The sequence below is a fragment of the Siminovitchia sediminis genome (assembly GCF_042680885.1).
GTDB classification, from domain to species: domain Bacteria; phylum Bacillota; class Bacilli; order Bacillales; family Bacillaceae_C; genus Siminovitchia; species Siminovitchia sediminis.
Map to the genome: position 1 here is coordinate 58,207 of NZ_JBHUEO010000062.1, position 18,699 is coordinate 76,905.

The 18,699-nt window shown below is 44.0% G+C and carries 18 protein-coding genes; all 18 read right to left on the reverse strand.

What is annotated here, in order from left to right; genetic code table 11:
- Positions 1-125 precede the first annotated feature (125 nt).
- Positions 126-1,283, reverse strand: coding sequence for a CamS family sex pheromone protein (locus ACFSCZ_RS15960; protein ID WP_380775243.1), 1,158 nt, complete (start codon positions 1,281-1,283; stop codon positions 126-128).
- 16 nt (positions 1,284-1,299) lie between these two features.
- On the reverse strand, positions 1,300-3,306 hold the full coding sequence (gene ligA, locus ACFSCZ_RS15965) for an NAD-dependent DNA ligase LigA (protein ID WP_380775245.1): 2,007 nt from the start codon (positions 3,304-3,306) through the stop codon (positions 1,300-1,302).
- A 15-nt stretch (positions 3,307-3,321) separates the two neighbouring features.
- Positions 3,322-5,526: a DNA helicase PcrA gene (gene pcrA, locus ACFSCZ_RS15970; RefSeq protein ID WP_380775247.1), complete on the reverse strand. Its 2,205-nt coding sequence runs from the start codon at positions 5,524-5,526 to the stop codon at positions 3,322-3,324.
- Positions 5,527-5,574: 48 nt separating this feature from the next.
- Positions 5,575-6,264: a heptaprenylglyceryl phosphate synthase gene (gene pcrB / locus ACFSCZ_RS15975; protein ID WP_380775249.1), complete on the reverse strand. Its 690-nt coding sequence runs from the start codon at positions 6,262-6,264 to the stop codon at positions 5,575-5,577.
- A 199-nt stretch (positions 6,265-6,463) separates the two neighbouring features.
- Positions 6,464-6,652, reverse strand: a complete 189-nt coding sequence (locus ACFSCZ_RS15980) for a hypothetical protein (RefSeq protein WP_380775251.1) — start codon at positions 6,650-6,652, stop codon at positions 6,464-6,466.
- Positions 6,622-6,783 (reverse strand): alanine:cation symporter family protein, encoded by a 162-nt coding sequence (locus ACFSCZ_RS15985; RefSeq protein ID WP_380775302.1) that lies wholly within the window; start codon positions 6,781-6,783, stop codon positions 6,622-6,624. Before ACFSCZ_RS15985 ends, ACFSCZ_RS15980 begins: the two co-directional genes overlap by 31 nt.
- 181 nt (positions 6,784-6,964) lie before the next feature.
- Positions 6,965-8,149 (reverse strand): cystathionine gamma-synthase family protein, encoded by a 1,185-nt coding sequence (locus ACFSCZ_RS15990; RefSeq protein ID WP_380775253.1) that lies wholly within the window; start codon positions 8,147-8,149, stop codon positions 6,965-6,967.
- Positions 8,150-8,165: 16 nt separating this feature from the next.
- Positions 8,166-8,612: an Lrp/AsnC family transcriptional regulator gene (locus tag ACFSCZ_RS15995; RefSeq protein WP_380775254.1), complete on the reverse strand. Its 447-nt coding sequence runs from the start codon at positions 8,610-8,612 to the stop codon at positions 8,166-8,168.
- 490 nt (positions 8,613-9,102) lie between these two features.
- A complete protein-coding gene (locus ACFSCZ_RS16000; protein ID WP_380775257.1) occupies positions 9,103-9,456 on the reverse strand; it encodes a DUF2200 domain-containing protein in 354 nt (117 codons plus the stop codon).
- A gap of 267 nt (positions 9,457-9,723) precedes the next feature.
- Positions 9,724-10,032, reverse strand: coding sequence for a YerC/YecD family TrpR-related protein (locus ACFSCZ_RS16005; protein WP_380775259.1), 309 nt, complete (start codon positions 10,030-10,032; stop codon positions 9,724-9,726).
- A gap of 36 nt (positions 10,033-10,068) precedes the next feature.
- Positions 10,069-11,082, reverse strand: a complete 1,014-nt coding sequence (locus ACFSCZ_RS16010; protein WP_380775261.1) for a DUF3048 domain-containing protein — start codon at positions 11,080-11,082, stop codon at positions 10,069-10,071.
- A 44-nt stretch (positions 11,083-11,126) separates the two neighbouring features.
- Positions 11,127-12,869 (reverse strand): adenine deaminase C-terminal domain-containing protein, encoded by a 1,743-nt coding sequence (locus ACFSCZ_RS16015; protein ID WP_380775263.1) that lies wholly within the window; start codon positions 12,867-12,869, stop codon positions 11,127-11,129.
- Positions 12,870-13,195: 326 nt separating this feature from the next.
- A complete protein-coding gene (locus tag ACFSCZ_RS16020; protein WP_380775265.1) occupies positions 13,196-13,438 on the reverse strand; it encodes a hypothetical protein in 243 nt (80 codons plus the stop codon).
- On the reverse strand, positions 13,435-13,770 hold the full coding sequence (locus tag ACFSCZ_RS16025) for a hypothetical protein (RefSeq protein ID WP_380775266.1): 336 nt from the start codon (positions 13,768-13,770) through the stop codon (positions 13,435-13,437). The genes ACFSCZ_RS16020 and ACFSCZ_RS16025 overlap by 4 nt, the downstream gene beginning before the upstream one ends.
- 140 nt (positions 13,771-13,910) lie before the next feature.
- Positions 13,911-15,170 carry a phosphoribosylamine--glycine ligase gene (gene purD / locus ACFSCZ_RS16030; RefSeq protein ID WP_380775268.1) on the reverse strand — a complete coding sequence of 420 codons (1,260 nt, stop codon included), beginning with the start codon at positions 15,168-15,170 and terminating at the stop codon, positions 13,911-13,913.
- A 40-nt stretch (positions 15,171-15,210) separates the two neighbouring features.
- The gene (gene purH, locus ACFSCZ_RS16035; protein WP_380775270.1) at positions 15,211-16,743 is read right to left on the reverse strand and encodes a bifunctional phosphoribosylaminoimidazolecarboxamide formyltransferase/IMP cyclohydrolase; all 1,533 of its coding nucleotides are present in this window, start codon (positions 16,741-16,743) and stop codon (positions 15,211-15,213) included.
- Complete coding sequence (purN, locus tag ACFSCZ_RS16040) at positions 16,740-17,333, reverse strand: phosphoribosylglycinamide formyltransferase (protein ID WP_380775272.1); 594 nt, start codon at positions 17,331-17,333, stop codon at positions 16,740-16,742. Before purN ends, purH begins: the two co-directional genes overlap by 4 nt.
- Positions 17,330-18,373, reverse strand: coding sequence for a phosphoribosylformylglycinamidine cyclo-ligase (purM, locus tag ACFSCZ_RS16045; RefSeq protein WP_380775274.1), 1,044 nt, complete (start codon positions 18,371-18,373; stop codon positions 17,330-17,332). The genes purN and purM overlap by 4 nt, the downstream gene beginning before the upstream one ends.
- Positions 18,374-18,699: the final 326 nt, after the last annotated feature.

An 18,699-nucleotide genomic window follows, 5' to 3' on the forward strand; every position in this document is an offset into this window, starting at 1 on the left:
TTCTTGTGTCCAGCTACGGGCGGCAGGGGCTCGAGGTCGCTTCGGAAAAACCATGAAGGCAAAGGACGCCTTCTCTGCTTTTTCCTCCAGCGCTTGTCGCCCCTGGGCAGCCGCCCTGCGCTTTTCTAGTAAATATGCACAAACGGCTCTTCCTGACCGGCTTCCCTGACGATGAGTGCTTCAGCTCCGTTCACTGAATTGATCTCCACTTCCACATTGATATAATCAGGGAAGTGATCAATGATCAGCGAGGTGGCCCACTGGGTAAAGCCAATCATCTCCGCCTCGCCGAACATTTGGACGGGTATTTCAATATTCATGTCCACCAGCTGGCCATCCTTATAAAATCCCCTGCCAATGACACCATTGTAATTAGGGAAATATTCCTCAATGTCATCTTTGAATCTCATGAAGAATGTTTGGTCATCCCGATGGTTTTTCTCAGCTTCCTCGGATGGAAACAAAACATATTTCTCATCGATTTTTTTCCAGTCACCCAAGGAATTGCCGTTTTCAGAGACAGCATAGGCAAAGAACGTCCCGGGGATCACATCATTTTTTCCTTTTTGTTCAAATAAAGCAATGGTGATCGGAACATCGCCCAGCCCCTTCATATTGCGCATCCGATTAATTACCTCATCGGCTATTTTTTTGCCTTCTGCTTCCAGTTTGTCTCGCGAAATTTTTTGTTCAAAGGTTGCACCGTATTTCTCTTTTTGGTAATAATGCACAGAGTTGAGAGCAAGGCCAATGACCACACCGCTTAATTTGACCGACTTATCATTTTTAATTAAATAATTATGTTCCAGAATATGTGCAAGATAGATCGGGTTTCTTTCATTCTGTTCTTCAATCGATCCTTTACCGTCATTCAACGGGTTTAACCCCACATTCTGCTCTTCCTTGAGCCCTCTTTCCTTAAGCTGCTCTTTTGTAAATTTCCGGTTTAACCAAAGGCTAACCGTTTCTTTATCCAAGTATTGCCCTTCCTGGAAAACATATTTTTCCGGAGAAAACTGGTTCATTGCCACCCTCATCAGTCCTGTTTCAAACTCATCAATGTCGTATCGTGAATTGAGGTTTGAAACAACCATTCCCCTAGCTTTGCTGGGTACAAAAGGAATGAGGGAGCGGTAGGAATCCTGAAGCTGGTAATTCGGAATAATGGATGTTTCTTTTTTGCTATCATCACTTTCCTGGACAACTTCCTTTTCATCTTGGAATCCCGGGGCACAACCTGTTAATAAAACTGCTGCCATCAGCAGAGAAAACCACTTTTTCATTCCTTTTCTTCCACCTTTATTGATTGAGTTCCTCCAGAAGCTTATCCTCGTCCCAGATTTCAATATTCAGTTCCTGTGCCTTCTTCAATTTCGATCCGGCATCGGTCCCGGCGATCACCAGGTCCGTTTTTTTACTAACGCTCCCTGCTACGTGACCGCCAAGTATTTCAATTTTTTCTTTTGCATCATTACGGGTTAACTTTTCCAGTTTCCCGGTGAGTACAATGGTCTTATTGGTAAAGACAGACTCCGTATCGGCAACTTCAGATACTTTTGGCCCCTTATAAGCCATGTTGACCCCTGCTGATTTCAATTCGGAAATCAGCTCCTCCACCTCATCATTGTCAAAATAGGTAACAATCGCATCCGACATTTTTTCACCGATTTCCGGGATATTCACCAGATCCTCCCGGGAAGCTGTCATCAGATTGTCCATTGTCTCGTAATGTTCCGCTAAAATTCTGGCAGCCCGCTCTCCTACATGGCGGATCCCCAAACCAAATAACAGTTTTTCAAGGGAGTTCGCTTTTGAGTTTTCAATTGCCGTCAGTAAATTATTGACGGACTTTTCGCCCATTCTTTCTAGTTGAAGCAACTGCTCCTTTTTCAAAAAGTAAATATCGGCCGGATCCCGGACTAATTCATGCTCAAAAAGCTGGCTGATGACTTTTTCACCAAGGCCGTCGATGTTCATCGCGTTTCGGGAAACAAAGTGAATCAGCCCTTCTCTCCTTTGAGCCGGACACTTCGGATTGATGCAGCGCAGGGCCACTTCTCCTTCCAGCCGTATCAGCTCACTTTCGCATGCCGGACATTGGACCGGCATGTGGAAAATGGTCTCTTCGCCTGTCCTTCGTTCTGTCAGGACATTGACAACTTCCGGGATGATATCCCCCGCTTTTTTCACGATCACCCAGTCTCCAAGCATAATATCTTTTTCACGTATCAGATCTTCATTATGCAGGGAAGCACGCTGGACGGTGGTACCTGCAACTTGAACAGGATCCAGTATGGCAGTCGGCGTGATAACCCCGGTCCGTCCGACACTTAATTCGATATCTATCAACTTTGTGACAACTTCTTCAGCAGGGAATTTATAAGCAATGGCCCATCGCGGTGATTTGGCTGTATAACCAAGCTTCTCCTGGTGCTCCAGTGAATCTACTTTGATGACGATCCCGTCAATATCATAATTCAGGCTTGGGCGTTTTTCCGTCCACGCCTCGACATATTTAATCACTTCATCAATGGTTTGGCATTTTCTCCACTCTTTGTTGACTTTCAGGCCAAGTTTCTGCAATTGTTCAAGCGCCTCGCTATGTGTCGACACGTTAATCGATCCATAGTTCCCCACACCATAAAGGAAAATATCAAGATGGCGGGATGCAGCAATTCTTGGGTCCAACTGGCGCAAAGAACCGGCAGCTGCATTTCTCGGATTGGCAAAAAGCATCTCACCCTTTTTTGCCCTATCTTCATTCAGTCGTTCAAATGACTGTCTTGGCATGTATGCCTCCCCGCGCACTTCAAAAGTTAACTGTTCTTTTAAACGGAGCGGGATGGAGCGGATAGTTCTTAAATTGGCTGTAATATTTTCACCGGTTGTTCCATCGCCTCTTGTAGAACCAAGGACAAACAGTCCATCTTCATACTGAAGAGAAACGGCAAGTCCATCAATTTTCAGTTCACATACATAGGAAAAATCATCCCCGATTCCCTGGCGGACCCGGCGGTCAAAATCCCGCAAATCCTGTTCACCAAACGCATTGGACAGACTGAGCATCGGCGTTCTGTGCTGTACTTTTTCAAAACTGGAAAGCGCCTCGCCGCCAACACGCTGAGTAGGTGATTCAGGCGTGATCAGATCCGGGTATGTTTCTTCAATATTGATTAATTCCTGCATGAGGCGGTCATATTCCGCATCAGGGACTGAAGGTTGATTCAACACATAATATTCAAAGTTATACTGATTTAATAAATTATGCAGTTCCTTTACCTGCTTTTGGGCAGTCTCACGGTCCATGTCCACAACCCTTTCTTAGACTTTCTTGATCGGAGCAAAATCCGCCAAAAGGCGCTTGATCCCTGTCGGGCTTGGAAAAGCAATATCGAGTTCCACACTTCCGCCGTCTTTCTTTATGCTGACCACCGTGCCGGTGCCCCATTTTTTATGTTCTGCCTTGTCCCCTACCTTCCAATCGGCCTGGTCCGTATCCGAAGCGGGTACCGGGCGGGAAGCAGGCCTGGAAGCCGGCTGTTTATTTCTGAATCCAAATGTGAATGACGCGCTCGGTTCTCTCTCCACTTCTTCCACAAGTTCATCCGGGATTTCATCAATAAAGCGTGAAACTGGATTCATGTTTGTACGGCCATAGAGGGTCCTCATATGAGCATTGGTCATATAGAGCTCCTCTTCAGCCCTCGTAATACCTACATAAGCCAGCCGCCGTTCTTCTTCCATCTCATCTTCATCCACCAGAGAGCGGTTATGGGGAAATATGCCTTCCTCCATTCCGATTAAAAAGACAACCGGAAATTCTAATCCTTTGGCGGAGTGGAGCGTCATAAGCGTAACTGCATCGTTGCCGTCATCAGACTCATTCAGTTGGTCAATGTCTGCAATCAGCGCTAAATCCGTTAAAAAGGCAACGAGGCTTTTATCATCGCTTCCGTCTTCAAAACTTTTTGTAACAGACAGGAACTCTTCTATATTTTCAAGACGGCTTTCAGCTTCAAGCGTTTTTTCTGCCTTCAGCATGTCACGATACCCAGATTTATCAATCACTTCTTCAACCAGCTCTGTTACCGACAAGTATTCCTGCATCTGTTCAAAGTTATGGATCATTTCATAGAAAGCTGAGGCAGAATTCGCCACTCTCGGGCTTACCCCGATAAAATCGATTACCTTTAGGGCATCAAACATAGATGTATCCTGCTCGTTGGCATAAGCAGCGATCCGTTCCATGGAAGCAGCTCCAATTCCGCGCTTGGGTACATTGATGATGCGCTGTAAGCTGATATCATCATCCGGATTGGCAATCAGCCTTAAATAGGCTAGGAGGTCTTTTATTTCTTTTCGGTCGTAGAACTTTGTACCTCCTACAATGTTGTAGGGAATATTTGATTTCATCAAAACTTCTTCCAAGGCACGTGATTGAGCATTTGTTCTATACAGGATCGCAATGTCTGATCGATCTCTTTTGCCGGACTCTGTTAAGTCTTTGATTTGGCGCGCAACAAATTCCGCCTCTGTTTTTTCCCCATCTGCACGGTAATATTTAATCTTTTCACCGTGGTCATTATCCGTCCATAATTTTTTCGGTTTACGGTTCAAATTATTCTTGATGACCTCATTCGCAGCTTCAAGAATTTTTTTCGTTGAGCGATAATTTTGTTCAAGTAAAATGACTTTCGCGTTGGGATAGTCTTTTTCAAAAGAAAGGATGTTAGCAATATCCGCGCCGCGCCACCTATAGATCGATTGGTCGGAGTCTCCGACAACACACAGATTTTCAAATCTCTCTGCAATCATCTTGACAAGCATGTACTGTGCGCGGTTCGTATCCTGGTACTCATCCACATGAATATATTGAAATTTCCGCTGATAGAATTCCAGCACCTCCGGGACTCTTTTAAACAGCTGGATCGTGACCATAATCAGGTCGTCAAAATCCAACGAATGGTTTCTCCGGAGGCGTCTTTGGTATTCCGTGTACACTTCACTTATGACCTTGTCGTAAAAACCTGAAGCATCCTTAGCATATTCCTCTGCTGTGATCAGCTCGTTTTTCTTATTGCTGATCGAGCCTAATATTGCCCGTGGATCAAACTTTTTTGAATCTATATTTTTATCTTTTAACACACCTTTGATAACAGACAGCTGATCCGTCGTATCCAAGATGGAAAAGTTCCGGTTATATCCCAGCCGGTCAATGTCACGGCGCAGGATCCGTACACACATCGAATGAAAAGTCGAAATCCATACATCCCGGGCATCGGAGCCGATAATTTTTCCGATCCGATCCTTCATTTCTCTTGCAGCTTTATTTGTGAAAGTGATTGCCAGGATATTATAGGGGTTGATACCTTTTTCCAATATTAAATAAGCTACCCTGTGGGTCAGTACCCTTGTCTTTCCGCTTCCCGCACCTGCCATGATCAGCAGCGGCCCTTCGGTCGTTTTAACCGCTTCTTTCTGTTCTTTATTTAAACCCTCCAGTAGATTTCCGGCTAAAAATTGCATGTGATCACCGCCTTTTCCAGAACGTTTGTTCTTGTCATGTCAAACCTATCATCTATTTTTAACAGCCCGGACTGTTTTTAAAGCTTCTTTCAAATTTTCATACACCGCATTGCCGACAATAATGACATCGGCATGCTCTCCCATTTCCTTTGCCTGATCTGCTGTGTGAATGCCGCCACCGTAAAAAAGTGTCGTATGTTCTAGCACTTCTTTAACAGACCGAACCATATTGGGGTCACCGTATGTACCGCTGTATTCCAAATAAAAGACTGGCATCCGGAACATTTTTTCAGCCATCAAGGCATAAGAAATAATATCCTCCTCGTCCAGTTCGGTATTGGCCTTCGTCAGTCCAGCAGCCTTGCAGTCTTTGTTTAATATACAATAACCTTCTACAACAATTTCATCCCAATCAATCAATAGTCCATATTCCTTCACCGCCTGGTGATGAAGCCCGCTGATCCAGCGGATATCACGGCTATTCAGGACAGATGGAATAAAATATAAATCAAATCCCGGTGTGATGGATTCAATATTGCTGACTTCCAACGCACAAGGAACCGTGTAACGCCGGATTTTGGCCAACAGATCCAATACGTTGTCCAGCGTGACTCCGTCTGAACCGCCCACAATGATGGCGTCGGTCCCGGATTCGCAAATCTTCTCCAGCGCCTCAGAAGAAATTTCTTTATTGGGATCGAGTTTAAAAGCATGGCGCCATTCCTTGACATCATACATAAAGCGTGAGTCCTCCATTCTCCAATTCCGTAAACTATTATAACATTACAGAGGGCAAACTCCGAGTTGAAATGTGAAGAAATGATTGGATGCTGGGATGTAAAAATGGAATTGGACAAAAGCTATGTAACTTTTTTTCTTGAACATAAAAAAACGGTTCAAGCCTTTCACCTGAACCGGTTGTCCAACACTGACATTTTCAAAGAATTTTTTTAACACCTTGATCTTCTGTCCCTTCATTTCTTTTTTCCCAATAGTCTGCATTTTCAACACCTAATTTGACAGGGTCAAATGTCAGTTGATTTCCTGTTTTTAATTGTTGTTCATAGTCTCTTAAAGCGGCAAGTACCGGTTTAATTAAAAAAGAAGGACGAGTATATTGATCCATGTCATAATTCCAAGACTAAAGTCAACCATGGTCCATGCAGCATCTGATGTCCATAAACTGGTGACAAATACAGAGATTAGAAACATTAGTTTAATCAACCTCAACGGCCATGTTTGATTCCTTTCTCTCATTAAATCAGTAGTAACGGGCAAGTAACGTCATCTATTTTATGGGTGGCGTTACTCTTAAAATCTATGATAAAGTACACTGGAATTATTTTATATTCTATCAAACACATACAGTTTAACTCTTTCAATTTCTGGAATATTACATAAGTTAGGAGGCATATAATGCTTGATCTTATAAATGGAATCAAACAATCGTTTTATTTTCAATATATTCAAAGGCCTGCTTGAGATCTGATATTAAATCAGCAGAGTCTTCAATCCCAACAGAATAGCGAATCAACCCCTCCGGGATTCCCATAGCCCGCCGCTCTTCGAGAGTACATTCTGCATGGCTTGTTGTGTGTACGGGTCCGACTGTCGTTTCCACAGCACCCAGATTGGCAGCCAAATGGGCAAAACGGAGGCGCGGCAAAAACTCGTTGACGGCTTCCAGTCCGCCTTTTAATGAAAAACTAAGCATGCCGCCAAAGCCGCTCATCTGCTTTTTTGCCAACTCGTATGAAGGATCATCGGGCAATCCTGGATAAAATACCTTTTCTACGAGCGGCTGTTTTGTTAGGAATCCTGCAATTTCTATTGCATTCTCATTTTGCCGTTGGATTCTGATTTGAAGCGTTTTCATCCCGCGGATTAAAGAATAGGCTGCATTCGGATCCAGCGGCGCTCCATTGATCATCCGATATTCATAGATTTTATGAACGAGGTCTTTCGAACCGCATATTACTCCACCAAGGGCGTCCGCATGGCCTCCTAAATATTTGGTGGCACTATGTACGACTAAATCCGAACCAAGTTGCAATGGATTTTGATTAATCGGCGTCGCCATCGTGTTGTCGGTGATAACAATAGCTCCAGCCTCATGTGCTGCTTTTGATAATCTGGCAATATTTATCAGTTTCATTGTGGGATTCGTGGGTGTCTCTAAATATAAAATGTTACAACCTTTATTAATTTCCTTTTCTATCGCTTCGTGATCCGTTGTATCACATAGAGAGACATCCATGCCAAACCTCGGCAAATGATCGATAAACAGTTTATTGGTTCCTCCATATGTATCTTTTACAGATACAACTCGGTCCCCCGGTGATAATAAGGTAAACAGTGCATTGCTGATGGCTGCCATTCCCGTCGCAAAGCTTACAGATGCTTCGGCGCCTTCGAGTACCCGAACCTTTTCTTCAAAAGCTTCGACAGTAGGATTTTTATAACGGCCATAAATATACCCGTCTTTCTTCCCTAAAATCACATCTGACCATTCTTCTACATCGTCATAACCAAAGACTACACTTGAAACAATTGGCACTTGTGTGGATCCGCCGATTAAATACTTTTCCTCTCCGCCCCATACTGACTTAGTTGAATCATTCATTTTGGTCACTCCTAGTCTATTCAATATTTTGATCTCTAATTGGTAAAACAGTAGTAGATTTTAGTTCCGCATATGATAAACTGGTGTGAATCCCGCTGACCCCCGGAAGAGAGCTGAGCTTTGTTCCTACAAAGTTTTTCAGATCCTTACTATTCTTGATCACCGCCTTTATCATATAATCATATTCACCTGTAATGGTATGACACTCCAATATTTCAGGCATTTTACGAATAGCTTGTTGAATCTGTTCGTTTTCTTTTTTCTGATGGGAAGTTGTTTTGACAGAAATAAAACACACCAAATCAAAACCAAGCTTCTCTCTATTCAGCAAAGTTACATAACCATCGATGACCCCTTCATTTTCCAGTCGTTTGACTCTCGCGTGCGTTGCTGGAGGAGAAAGATTGACTCTTCGTGCGAGTTCAACGTTGCTGATATTTGCCTCTTTTTGAAGAATGTCCAATAACTTTCTGTCTATTTCACTAATCCGACTCTTGTTAATGATTCTAACATAATACCACCCCTTTTATATGATTATTTCGAATTTTAACAAATAATTGAAATATATTGACGAATGAACTCTGGTTTACTTATTTTTATTCTGTTAACCACCTCCCCAAAATACACTTTTATAATGTTTATAAGTCAAGTGTGAGTAGCTATTCAAAAAAAAGACTGTCACACAGCCGGCAATGACCCACAATTGACAGTCTGGAATATTGGTACAACTTTGACTCTTCCCCTATTACCTCATTCCATCAAACAACACATAATGTAAAGAGCGATTCATTCATGCTTCGTGAACCTCCTCACCAAATCTAAGATTTGGAAGGGGCTTCTGTGTCGTGCACGGCATCCAGTTTTCGCCGTGACCCTGCTGGGTGTCCGTTTCCCGGATTGAAGGGGATTTCTCTTGTATTTTTGTTATTTGAACCGGAAATCTATGTGTTAAACTATGGTTTTCGCAATATCTTCTCCATCGCTTTTCCCTTGGCTAACTCATCGATAAGCTTATCCAAATAGCGAATATCCTGCATTGTTGGTTCCTCGATATCTTCCACTCGGACACCGCAGATTACACCTTTAATCAAAGACCGTGAAGGGTTCAATTGGGGGGCTTCCGCCAAGAAGGTTTCAAAATCTGTTTGGCTTTCAAGTTGCCGTTCTAACTCTGCCTGGCTATATCCTGTCAACCAACGAATGATTTCATCAACCTCTGATTTGGTACGCCCTTTTTTCTCTGCTTTTGCAAGATAATGGGGATAAACTTTTGCGAAACTCATGGTATAGATCTTATGTTTGTCCATTTTACTGTCTCCTTATTTAGTCCGTTCAATAGCTGTTACTGAAAACATTCTAACATCACATTCTCAGCCTCTTAACATCAGCCGGAAATGGTCTGGTTATTGTCAATAAAACTTCATCATGACAAATACCAGGCATCCGCAATACATCAACAGTTGAGCGGTGGTGTGGTATGTTACAGTCTATAATCATGCATAGTTCAATTTATGCATAAAAGAAGGGATGCCAGTTCATTGAATGACATCCCCCATCTGTATGTTAATTGTTTTCTAAGCTTGCGGGTTCTTTTTATCAACAATTCGATCCAGTACCATTTCGTACGAATCATTTCCATAATTGAGGCATCGTTTGACCCGGGAAATTGTTGCTGTACTGGCACCGGTCGCCTCTTCAATTTTTTGATACGTTTTTCCCTCTCGAAGCATCCTTGCGACTTCCAGACGCTGGGACAAGGATTGAATTTCATTAATCGTACAAAGGTCATCAAAAAATTCATAGCACTCTTCAATATTTTTTAACGACAAAATGGCTTCAAACAATTGGTCTAGCACCTTGCCTCTTAACTTTTCAATCTGCATATGAAAATCCCCTTTATCAACTGCTTTGCGTCGTTACTATTCAAAAGAGACGTTCGTTAGGTCCGGAACGATGTTGATCCAGGTTTTTCCGGCAACCCATTCCATGGGCTCCCCGTTTTGATAGGGCAGCAATCTGCCGCCTTCATTCTTCCATTCCGCTTCCTGAATAATTCCTCTTTGGAAAACGAGCGCTCTTCCGCCCGCTTCGAGGTCAATATCTCTCCTGCCCTCCGAATCTTTCACTGTATGAGGGGCTTCTATTACAATAATGTTATCCAGAAGAACCGGTTTCTCATTCCCATATTCAACTGTTTTACTGCCTGCTGATGATCGTGAGTATTTTTCATCTTGAGAACTGTACTGGTACTCCGCGACATAGGATGGATCCGGACTGTAAGACACTTTTATAGAAGAGGCTGCTTCCCCCTCGAGATCTTCAGCCATCTGCTCATCTAAAAATTGTAATGGGGCAGGCGCTGTATCCAGCTGATAGCCCGCATCACCGGCACCTTTTTCTATATTTTCAAAGGTGATATAGGAGTTATGCGGTGCTTGGCGAAAATCTACCCTCTGAAACAGTGTTCCGTCATGCTGAATTCCATTTAGGTGATCAACGGTACCCGATTCCAAGAGCTGCTGTGCATCCGGGCTATGACCGTGAGCAACATACAAGGCGTCATACCCCTTGGCAAGGTCAATAAAATAGTCTCTGGCACTTCGAACCGGACCGGTATTTTCCGGCTTTTCACTCTGAAATATAGCCAAAAACCTCGTTACATTGCCTTCAGCCAACATCTCATAGACAATATCTGCTTGAGACAGCCCGGTTTGCGGCCTCGCATCCGGATGATTATTGACCGTTACGGCCACTGCTCTTTCCAGTGAAGCAACTTTGGTTTCTATTCCTGTCAGCGGAGCAATGATTTTTTCAGCAGTTTGATGCTCTTTTGATTTTTTTTGCGGCTGCTGAGCATCATCTTTGCTGCATGCTGAGGCGATAAAGATAAAAAAGGACAAGATTACTAAAGCCCATTTGGCTGATCTCAACATTCCGTCCCCCAATGATTGGTTTATTTTCACTCGTATTTACTATTTTAACGCATTAATGTCGGAAAGAGTACTGTTTTATTCATTACATCATACATCCCTCGCTGCGTTATGCGGATATAAGGCAAATGTGTGGAAGACAAGAAATAAAGTGAATAGGCAGGATCTGAAAACGTATATCCTCTTTCCTTCAGCAGATCCCTTAGCTTTTCTTCCTCCTTCATAAGGATCAAAAGCTCCTTATCCGACATCATTCCGGCTAATGGAAGTTGAATTTCATGCAGGATGCTCCCATTTTCAGCCAGGACAATACCTCCACCAATTTCTTTCATTCTATCAAAAGCCTTTTTCATATCTTTCTTGCTTTTTCCTATCAGGATAATATCCCCGGTTGTAGAAAAAGAGGAGGCCAAACCACCGACTTCCTTAGCAAAACCTTTAAGCATTGTATTGATTCGCCACTTTCCTTTTCGATCGACCAATGCGCAAAATGATTCATCGTTATGATGAGAGAGATCTTCTACAGACGCGTCCATCGCAACTGAGTAAGGTTTCGTGATCACACTGTTCACCATCTTCATCCCGAACGCCATGGAAAATTCCAGATCTTCCTCTGTTAAATCCCAGTCCAGCAATAGGGGTTCCAATCCAAAGTCCACCCATGGAACGTCTTCATCAGCAATGATTTCCTTACCATTCCTTTTCACCCACTGCCCTTTGGCAAGAACTGATACAGGCGTTGGATTGGTTTCATCTTCCAGAAAGTTGATATGAGCCATCCTGCCTGTGGCAATCATTCCATGAAGGTGCTGCATATTATAATGCCCGGCAACATGATAGGACGCCATATGATAGGCATCGATAGGTGGAATTCCACTTTCTATCGCCATGCGGATCATGGCATCAATCATGCCTTGTTTGTAAAAAGCGGGTGTAGAACCATCCGTCGTAAACATCATGGACTCATATTGATTCAAGCCCATTCTTTTCATATCTTCCAGCAAAACAGGCAAATCGGGTCGAATCGAAGAATATCGCAAAGAGACCATATATCCCTGCATCAGTCGCCGATATAGTTCATTTCCCGTCATGGCTTCATGGTCACTGTCTGCTCCAAAGAGCTTCAGTTTGGCAAGTGTTTTTTCGGAAGCTCCCGGAAAATGCCCTTCTACTTTTTTTCCGAGACGTTTCGTCTCTTGTATCCAATGGAGCATCAAGTCATCTCCATCCAGCAGATCAGGCCATCCTGTAAGCTCTCCTCCTTGCAGAACCTTCTCCTGCTCAATCCAAGATTTCACATCACTGTTTGTAAATATGAATTCATCCCCTTCCAGCCTCGTCTGTGCATCATAGCGTGCCCACCAATACATCGTAACAGGAGATTGGCTTAATTTTTGCATCAGTGAAAACGCTTTCTTTTTCTGCAAGTGTAAAAAGAAAAATAAATTATCATTAATGATTGTCGTCGTACCCGTTTGTGCAGCAAATCGAGAAAATGACTGCGGATTATATAGGAGAAACGGGTGAACATGCGGTTCTATATAACCTGGTACCAGTGTTTGCCCCTGGCAGTCGACTATTTCAGTATCCGACTGGTTATCTGGTATAGCTTCCCCCGCGTATATAATTCGATCACCTTGAATCCATATATTACCATCAACCCATCGGCGAAGCGTCGAGTGCAAAAATCGTGCATTCTTTAAAAGAATCCCGGGCGGTTTTTTTCCATCAAGAATAGCTGCCTGTTCCCGTATCTCTCTGTTTCTCCATCTGAATCTTTGTTCCAACATCTCACCCTCCCAAAGGAGATCTCTCTAATTTTCCTTATCTTACCATACTTTTTCTTTTAACGCACTAAAGAACAAAGCAGGGAAGAGCATCTTTTGACCACTAGATCCTGGCCTTTACACCGGCTTTTTATCCTTGTACCTGGTGTTGGGGTTTAAAGTCTGAGTGGAAGATTTTATTGGAAGAGGTTCGTATGTATGCTTGATTTTGTAGTCAACAAACCAAGGGAAGATTTATAGTTTGGATGATTCCGGGTTAGGATCTGTGGAATTATTTTACAATTTAAAGGTAAGAAAAGAGTAATGACGAGGGATTTCCTGCTTTGAAACTAAGTTTCGGGATATGGAGAGGGAGTTCGCGCTTTGAATCGGGAGTTCGCGCTTTGAACTCGGAATTCGCGCTTTGAATCCGGAATTCGCACTTTGAATCCGATTTTCGCGCTTTGAACTCGGATTTCGCACTTTGAATCCGATTTTCGCGCTTTGAACTCGGAATTCGCGCTTTGAATCGGGAGTTCGCGCTTTGAATCACGATTTCGCGCTTTGAACTCGGAATTCGCGCTTTGAATCACGATTTCGCACTTTGAATCGGGAATTCGCGCTTTGAATCCGGAATTCGCACTTTGAATCCGATTTTCGCGCTTTGAATCCGATTTTCGCGCTTTGAACTCGGAATTCGCGCTTTGAATCGGGAGTTCGCGCTTTGAATCGGGAGTTCGCGCTTTGAATCGGGAGTTCGCGCTTTGAATCCGGAATTCGCACTTTGAATCACGATTTCGCGCTTTGAACTCGGAATTCGCACTTTGAATCCGGAATTCGCACTTTGAATCCGATTTTCGCGCTTTGAATCCGATTTTCGCGCTTTGATTCCGATTTTCGCACTTTGAAACCTAGTTTCGCGCAATGGACCCATCTTTTCGCGCTTTGTACTAAATTTTTCCGCATTTGAAACCTGGTATCAGCCTTTAAAACAAGCTTCTTCCTGTTAAATGCCGCTATCGTCACGAACAAACAAAACTCCCGCCCAACGGCAGGAGTTTTGACTTATAATGCTTTAAAGCCAATATCTTTTCGATAAAAGAACTTATCGCTGTCCAATTTTTTCATCTCTTCATAGACCTTTTTGGATGCAGCCGAGATGTCAGTCCCCTTGGCTGCAAGAAGAAGAAGGCGGCCTCCATTAGAAATATAGGTTCCACCAGTGCTTCCAGCTGCTGTTCCGGCGTGAAATACTTGGATTGATGGATCCAAGGCCTTCAAGTCAGGAAGCTGATGGCCTTTTTCATAACTTCCCGGGTAGCCGTTTGATGCGTAAACTACTCCAATTACGGCTTCATCCGACCATTCGATCTCAGGTTCTTTGTCATCTAAAATGTCATTAACCACTTGAGCCAGATCGCTGTCAAGCCGCTCGAGCACCACTTGTGTTTCCGGGTCCCCGAAACGGGCATTGAATTCGATTGTTTTAGAACCGTCCTTTGTCAAGATCAGACCTGCATATAAAATACCGGTAAACGGTCTTCCTTCTTCAATCATGGCTTTAGCAGTCGGAATTAAAATATCCTTTACTGCCTGCTCTACTTCGCTGGCTGGAATGTGCGGTACAGGCGTATAAGCCCCCATGCCCCCCGTATTTGGACCTTTGTCTCCGTCAAATGCGCGCTTATGATCCTGCGCGATGACCATTGGATAGACTTGTTCACCTCTGACAAAGGCCATCAGTGAGTATTCTTCGCCTTCTAAAAATTCTTCGATCACCACACTGGCAGACGATTCCCCAAATTTAGCATTCAGCAGCATATCTTTCAAGGCTGCGTGGGCTTCTTCAATCGTCATCGCCACCACGACGCCTTTTCCGGCCGCCAATCCATCTGCTTTGATAACAATAGGCGCAGCTTTTTCGTCTACATAAGCTTTCGCCTCGTCATAGGAATGAAAAGTTTCATAGGCCGCCGTAGGAATCTGATATTTTTTCATCAAATCCTTTGCAAAGGATTTGCTTCCTTCGATGATCGCTGCGTTTTTCCGCGGGCCGAATATTTTCAGTCCTGCTGCTTCAAATTCATCAACAATTCCAGCATTTAACGGAACCTCTGGTCCAACAATCGTCAATTCGATCTGTTCCTTTTTTGCCAGATTGATTAAGTCCGAAAAGGCTGTTTCCTTAATCGGTACAACCGTAGCGTCTTCAGAGATTCCCGCATTTCCCGGTGCGCAAAACACCTCGGTAACTTGACTGCTTTTCTTTAATTTCTTACAAATGGCGTGCTCACGCCCGCCTCCGCCAACCACTAATACTTTCAAAAAGATTCACCGTCCATCACTGTTATAAAGAGAGCTGTTTTTAGTGTTTAAAATGACGAATACCAGTAAAGACCATCGCAATGCCATGTTCATCCGCCGCTTTGATGGAATCTTCATCACGCATAGATCCCCCCGGCTGGATAATGGCTGTAATCCCCGCTTTTGCGGCTTCTTCCACTGTATCGCTCATCGGGAAGAAGGCATCGGATGCCATCACAGCGCCCCGTACTTTTTCGCCAGCCTGCTCAATTGCTATTTTCGCTGCACCGACACGGTTCATCTGCCCCGCTCCGACTCCAAGCGTCATCGCTTCATCTGCTACAACAATAGCGTTGGATTTTACATGCTTGACAACTTTCCAGGCTAGCTTCAAAGCTTCCATTTCTTCATCAGTCGGTTTGCGCTTCGTCGGTACAGTCAGTTCCGCATCCCCCAAGCCATACGTATCCTGATCCTGAACAAGCAATCCGCCTTCTACAGAAGTCAATACTATTTCAGGCATGTGCTGTTCCTCAAATGAAATGGTCAGCAAGCGAATGTTTTTCTTTGCTGTTAACACGTTGAGGGCTTCCTCTGTAAAAGAAGGAGCAATAATAATTTCCAAGAAAATCTCATTCAGAATGTTAGCAGCACTTTCATCTACTTTACGGTTAAACGCAATAATTCCGCCAAAAATAGATGTAGGGTCTGCTTCATAAGCTTTTGAAAAAGCGTCTGCAGCATTTTCTCCGATTCCCACACCGCAGGGATTCATATGCTTGACCGCAACTGCTGCAGGCTGGTCAAACTCCTTTACAATCTGAAGTGCAGCATCTGCATCGCGAATATTATTAAATGACAGCTCTTTTCCGTGCAGCTGTTCAGCATGAGCGATGGAGAACTTGGACCCGAGAGGTTTTTCATAAAAGACCGCTTTCTGGTGCGGGTTCTCCCCGTATCTGAGGGATTGCTTCAATTCATAGGTGTATGTCACTCGTTCAGGCTCTTCTTCGCCTGCAAGGTTTGTCATGTACTCCGCAATTAAAGCATCGTATGCAGCTGTATGGCGGTATACTTTTGCCGCGAGCTTTCTTCTTGTTTCAAGAGAAACCTCCTGATTAGACCGAAGTTCGTCTAACACTTTTCCATAATCGGCTGCATCTACAACTACCACAACACTTTCGTGGTTTTTCGCTGATGCACGCAGCATCGCCGGACCGCCGATATCAATATTTTCAATGGCATCTTCAACAGTAACGCCAGGTTGTTCAATGGTTTTTTGAAAGGGATAGAGATTTACACAGACAACGTCAATTCCCTTAATCCCCTGTTCTTCCAACTGGTTCATGTGGGACGGATCGTTCTTTTTAGCTAGCAGGCCCCCGTGAATGAAGGGATGCAGGGTCTTTACACGTCCTTCCAAAATTTCAGGAAATCCCGTTACTTCATCGACAGCTGTAACCGGAAGATTGTTTTCTTCCAGCATTTTTTTCGTCCCGCCAGTAGATAAAATTTCAAACCCCAGTTCCGCTAATTCCTTCGCAAAGTCGACGACTCCGCTCTTATCTGACACACTGATGAGAGCTCGTTTCATTCTGCAGCACCTTCCATTGATCTTTTTTCCTCAAACAGCCGATCCAGCGTTTCAGGATAAAATGCATGTTCTATTTCATGGACTTTTCTTTCAACCTCTTCTTTTGTATCCTCATCCAGGATTTCAATTGCCTTCTGGGCAATAATCGGCCCCGTATCCATGCCCTCATTGACAAAATGAATGGTAACGCCGGTCACCTTGACCCCCGCATCAACAGCTTGGCCAATGGCATCCATGCCAGGAAAAGCCGGAAGCAATGATGGATGAATGTTGATGATTCTTTCAGGATAATAATCGAGCAGTACAGATCCGATCAGCCTCATGTATCCGGCTAAAACGATGTAATCCACATCCTTTTTTTGGAGCTCCTCGTGAATCATCGTTTCAAACTCTGCTTTGGATGTATAAAGCTTTGGACTAAATTCAAGGACAGGTACCCCTGCCTTCTTTGCTCTTTCTGTGACAAATGCTCCAGGTTTATCACAAACAAGCAGCTTGATTTCCGCCCGGAGTGTCCCCGCTTGAACCGCGTCATGGATTGCCTGAAAGTTACTGCCGTTGCCAGACGCAAATATAGCTATCTTTTTCACCGTTGTGAACCTTCCCCTGTCAATTGTACTCCTTCACCTGAAGTGACTTTGCCAATCCGATAAGCGTTGTCTCCTCGTTCTATGAAAAATCGAATAGCTTCCTCCACGTCATCTGGATCGACAGCCAGTACCAGACCAATGCCCATGTTAAAAATGTTGTACATTTCCTCCGTCTGCAGTTTTCCATATTTTTTCAATGCGGCAAAAATAGGAAGAATAGGCCAAGATCCTAGCTTCACTTCAGCACCTAACCCGGCAGGCAGCATTCTCGGAATGTTTTCAATAAAGCCCCCGCCTGTAATGTGGGCCATTCCTTTAATCTCAAACTCCCTTAAAGCCGAAACAATCTGTTTTACATAAATTTTCGTAGGCTTTAACAGTTCTTCGCCAAGTGGTCCATCTAATTCAGGCAATTTTTCCTCAAGGGAAAACTCATTTTCTTCCAAAAAGATTTTACGGACAAGTGAATAACCGTTACTGTGGATCCCGCTGGAAGCAAGGCCAATCAGCACGTCTCCATCCTTGATATTCTCTCCATTGATCAGCTGTGACTTTTCACAAGCCCCAACTGTAAAACCGGCAAGATCATATTCGTCTTCCGCATACATGCCGGGCATTTCTGCTGTCTCCCCGCCAATTAATGCACACCCGGCCATTTCACAACCATCCGCAATCCCTTTGACGATTTGTTCAATTTTATCCGGGACCGCTTTTCCGCATGCAATATAGTCGAGAAAATAGAGAGGTTCTGCTCCCTGAACGACCACATCGTTGACACACATGGCTACACAATCGATGCCGATCGTATCGTGTTTATCCATCATGAAGGCAAGCATCAGCTTTGTACCGACACCATCTGTTCCTGAAATCAGCACAGGCTCTCTTAAGTTTAATTCTGATAAATCAAACGCGCCTCCAAACCCGCCTAGCTGTCCCATAACTCCTATCCTGGCTGTCCGCTTGACATGCTTCTTTATTTTTTTCACCGCTTCATAGCCGGCTTCAATATTCACGCCTGCTCTTTGGTAGGCATCAGCCATCCTTATAGCCTCCTATCACTTTACAATCAATGGGCGGCATCCGTTCGCCGCCTTCTGCTGGTTCATTCACATCCTGTATGAAAATGCGCCAATTTGCGAATCTCAGGACGGTCATTAAAAATACCGTCCATCAACATATGTCAGGTGCGGGCAGCAGCCCTACAATTTTCCTATGCTCGTGAAGTACGTCTGTTCTTGTACCTGCCTGCAGTGAAAAACCCTGATGTGCTTTAATCACCTGAAGGCAATGATCTCTCGTTGCCGATGAGCGGCTAACAACCATACTCGCGATCGAATCGCTCGATTAGGTTTACCGGAAGAGCCGC

Bases quoted from the DNA above. Each gene is read 5' to 3' on its own strand.
- ACFSCZ_RS16015 (WP_380775263.1), bottom strand. From the start codon at position 12,869: ATGTTGGAACAAAGATTCAGATGGAGAAACAGAGAGATACGGGAACAG.
- ACFSCZ_RS16005 (WP_380775259.1), bottom strand. From the start codon at position 10,032: ATGCAGATTGAAAAGTTAAGAGGCAAGGTGCTAGACCAATTGTTTGAA.
- ligA (WP_380775245.1), bottom strand. From the start codon at position 3,306: ATGGACCGTGAGACTGCCCAAAAGCAGGTAAAGGAACTGCATAATTTA.
- purH (WP_380775270.1), bottom strand. From the start codon at position 16,743: ATGAAACGAGCTCTCATCAGTGTGTCAGATAAGAGCGGAGTCGTCGAC.
- ACFSCZ_RS16000 (WP_380775257.1), bottom strand. From the start codon at position 9,456: ATGGACAAACATAAGATCTATACCATGAGTTTCGCAAAAGTTTATCCC.
- pcrB (WP_380775249.1), bottom strand. From the start codon at position 6,264: ATGTATGATGTCAAGGAATGGCGCCATGCTTTTAAACTCGATCCCAAT.
- purM (WP_380775274.1), bottom strand. From the start codon at position 18,373: ATGGCTGATGCCTACCAAAGAGCAGGCGTGAATATTGAAGCCGGCTAT.
- pcrA (WP_380775247.1), bottom strand. From the start codon at position 5,526: ATGCAATTTTTAGCCGGAAATCTACTGGAGGGTTTAAATAAAGAACAG.
- ACFSCZ_RS15980 (WP_380775251.1), bottom strand. From the start codon at position 6,652: ATGGATCAATATACTCGTCCTTCTTTTTTAATTAAACCGGTACTTGCC.
- ACFSCZ_RS15985 (WP_380775302.1), bottom strand. From the start codon at position 6,783: ATGAGAGAAAGGAATCAAACATGGCCGTTGAGGTTGATTAAACTAATG.
- ACFSCZ_RS15960 (WP_380775243.1), bottom strand. From the start codon at position 1,283: ATGAAAAAGTGGTTTTCTCTGCTGATGGCAGCAGTTTTATTAACAGGT.
- ACFSCZ_RS15990 (WP_380775253.1), bottom strand. From the start codon at position 8,149: ATGAATGATTCAACTAAGTCAGTATGGGGCGGAGAGGAAAAGTATTTA.
- ACFSCZ_RS16010 (WP_380775261.1), bottom strand. From the start codon at position 11,082: ATGTTGAGATCAGCCAAATGGGCTTTAGTAATCTTGTCCTTTTTTATC.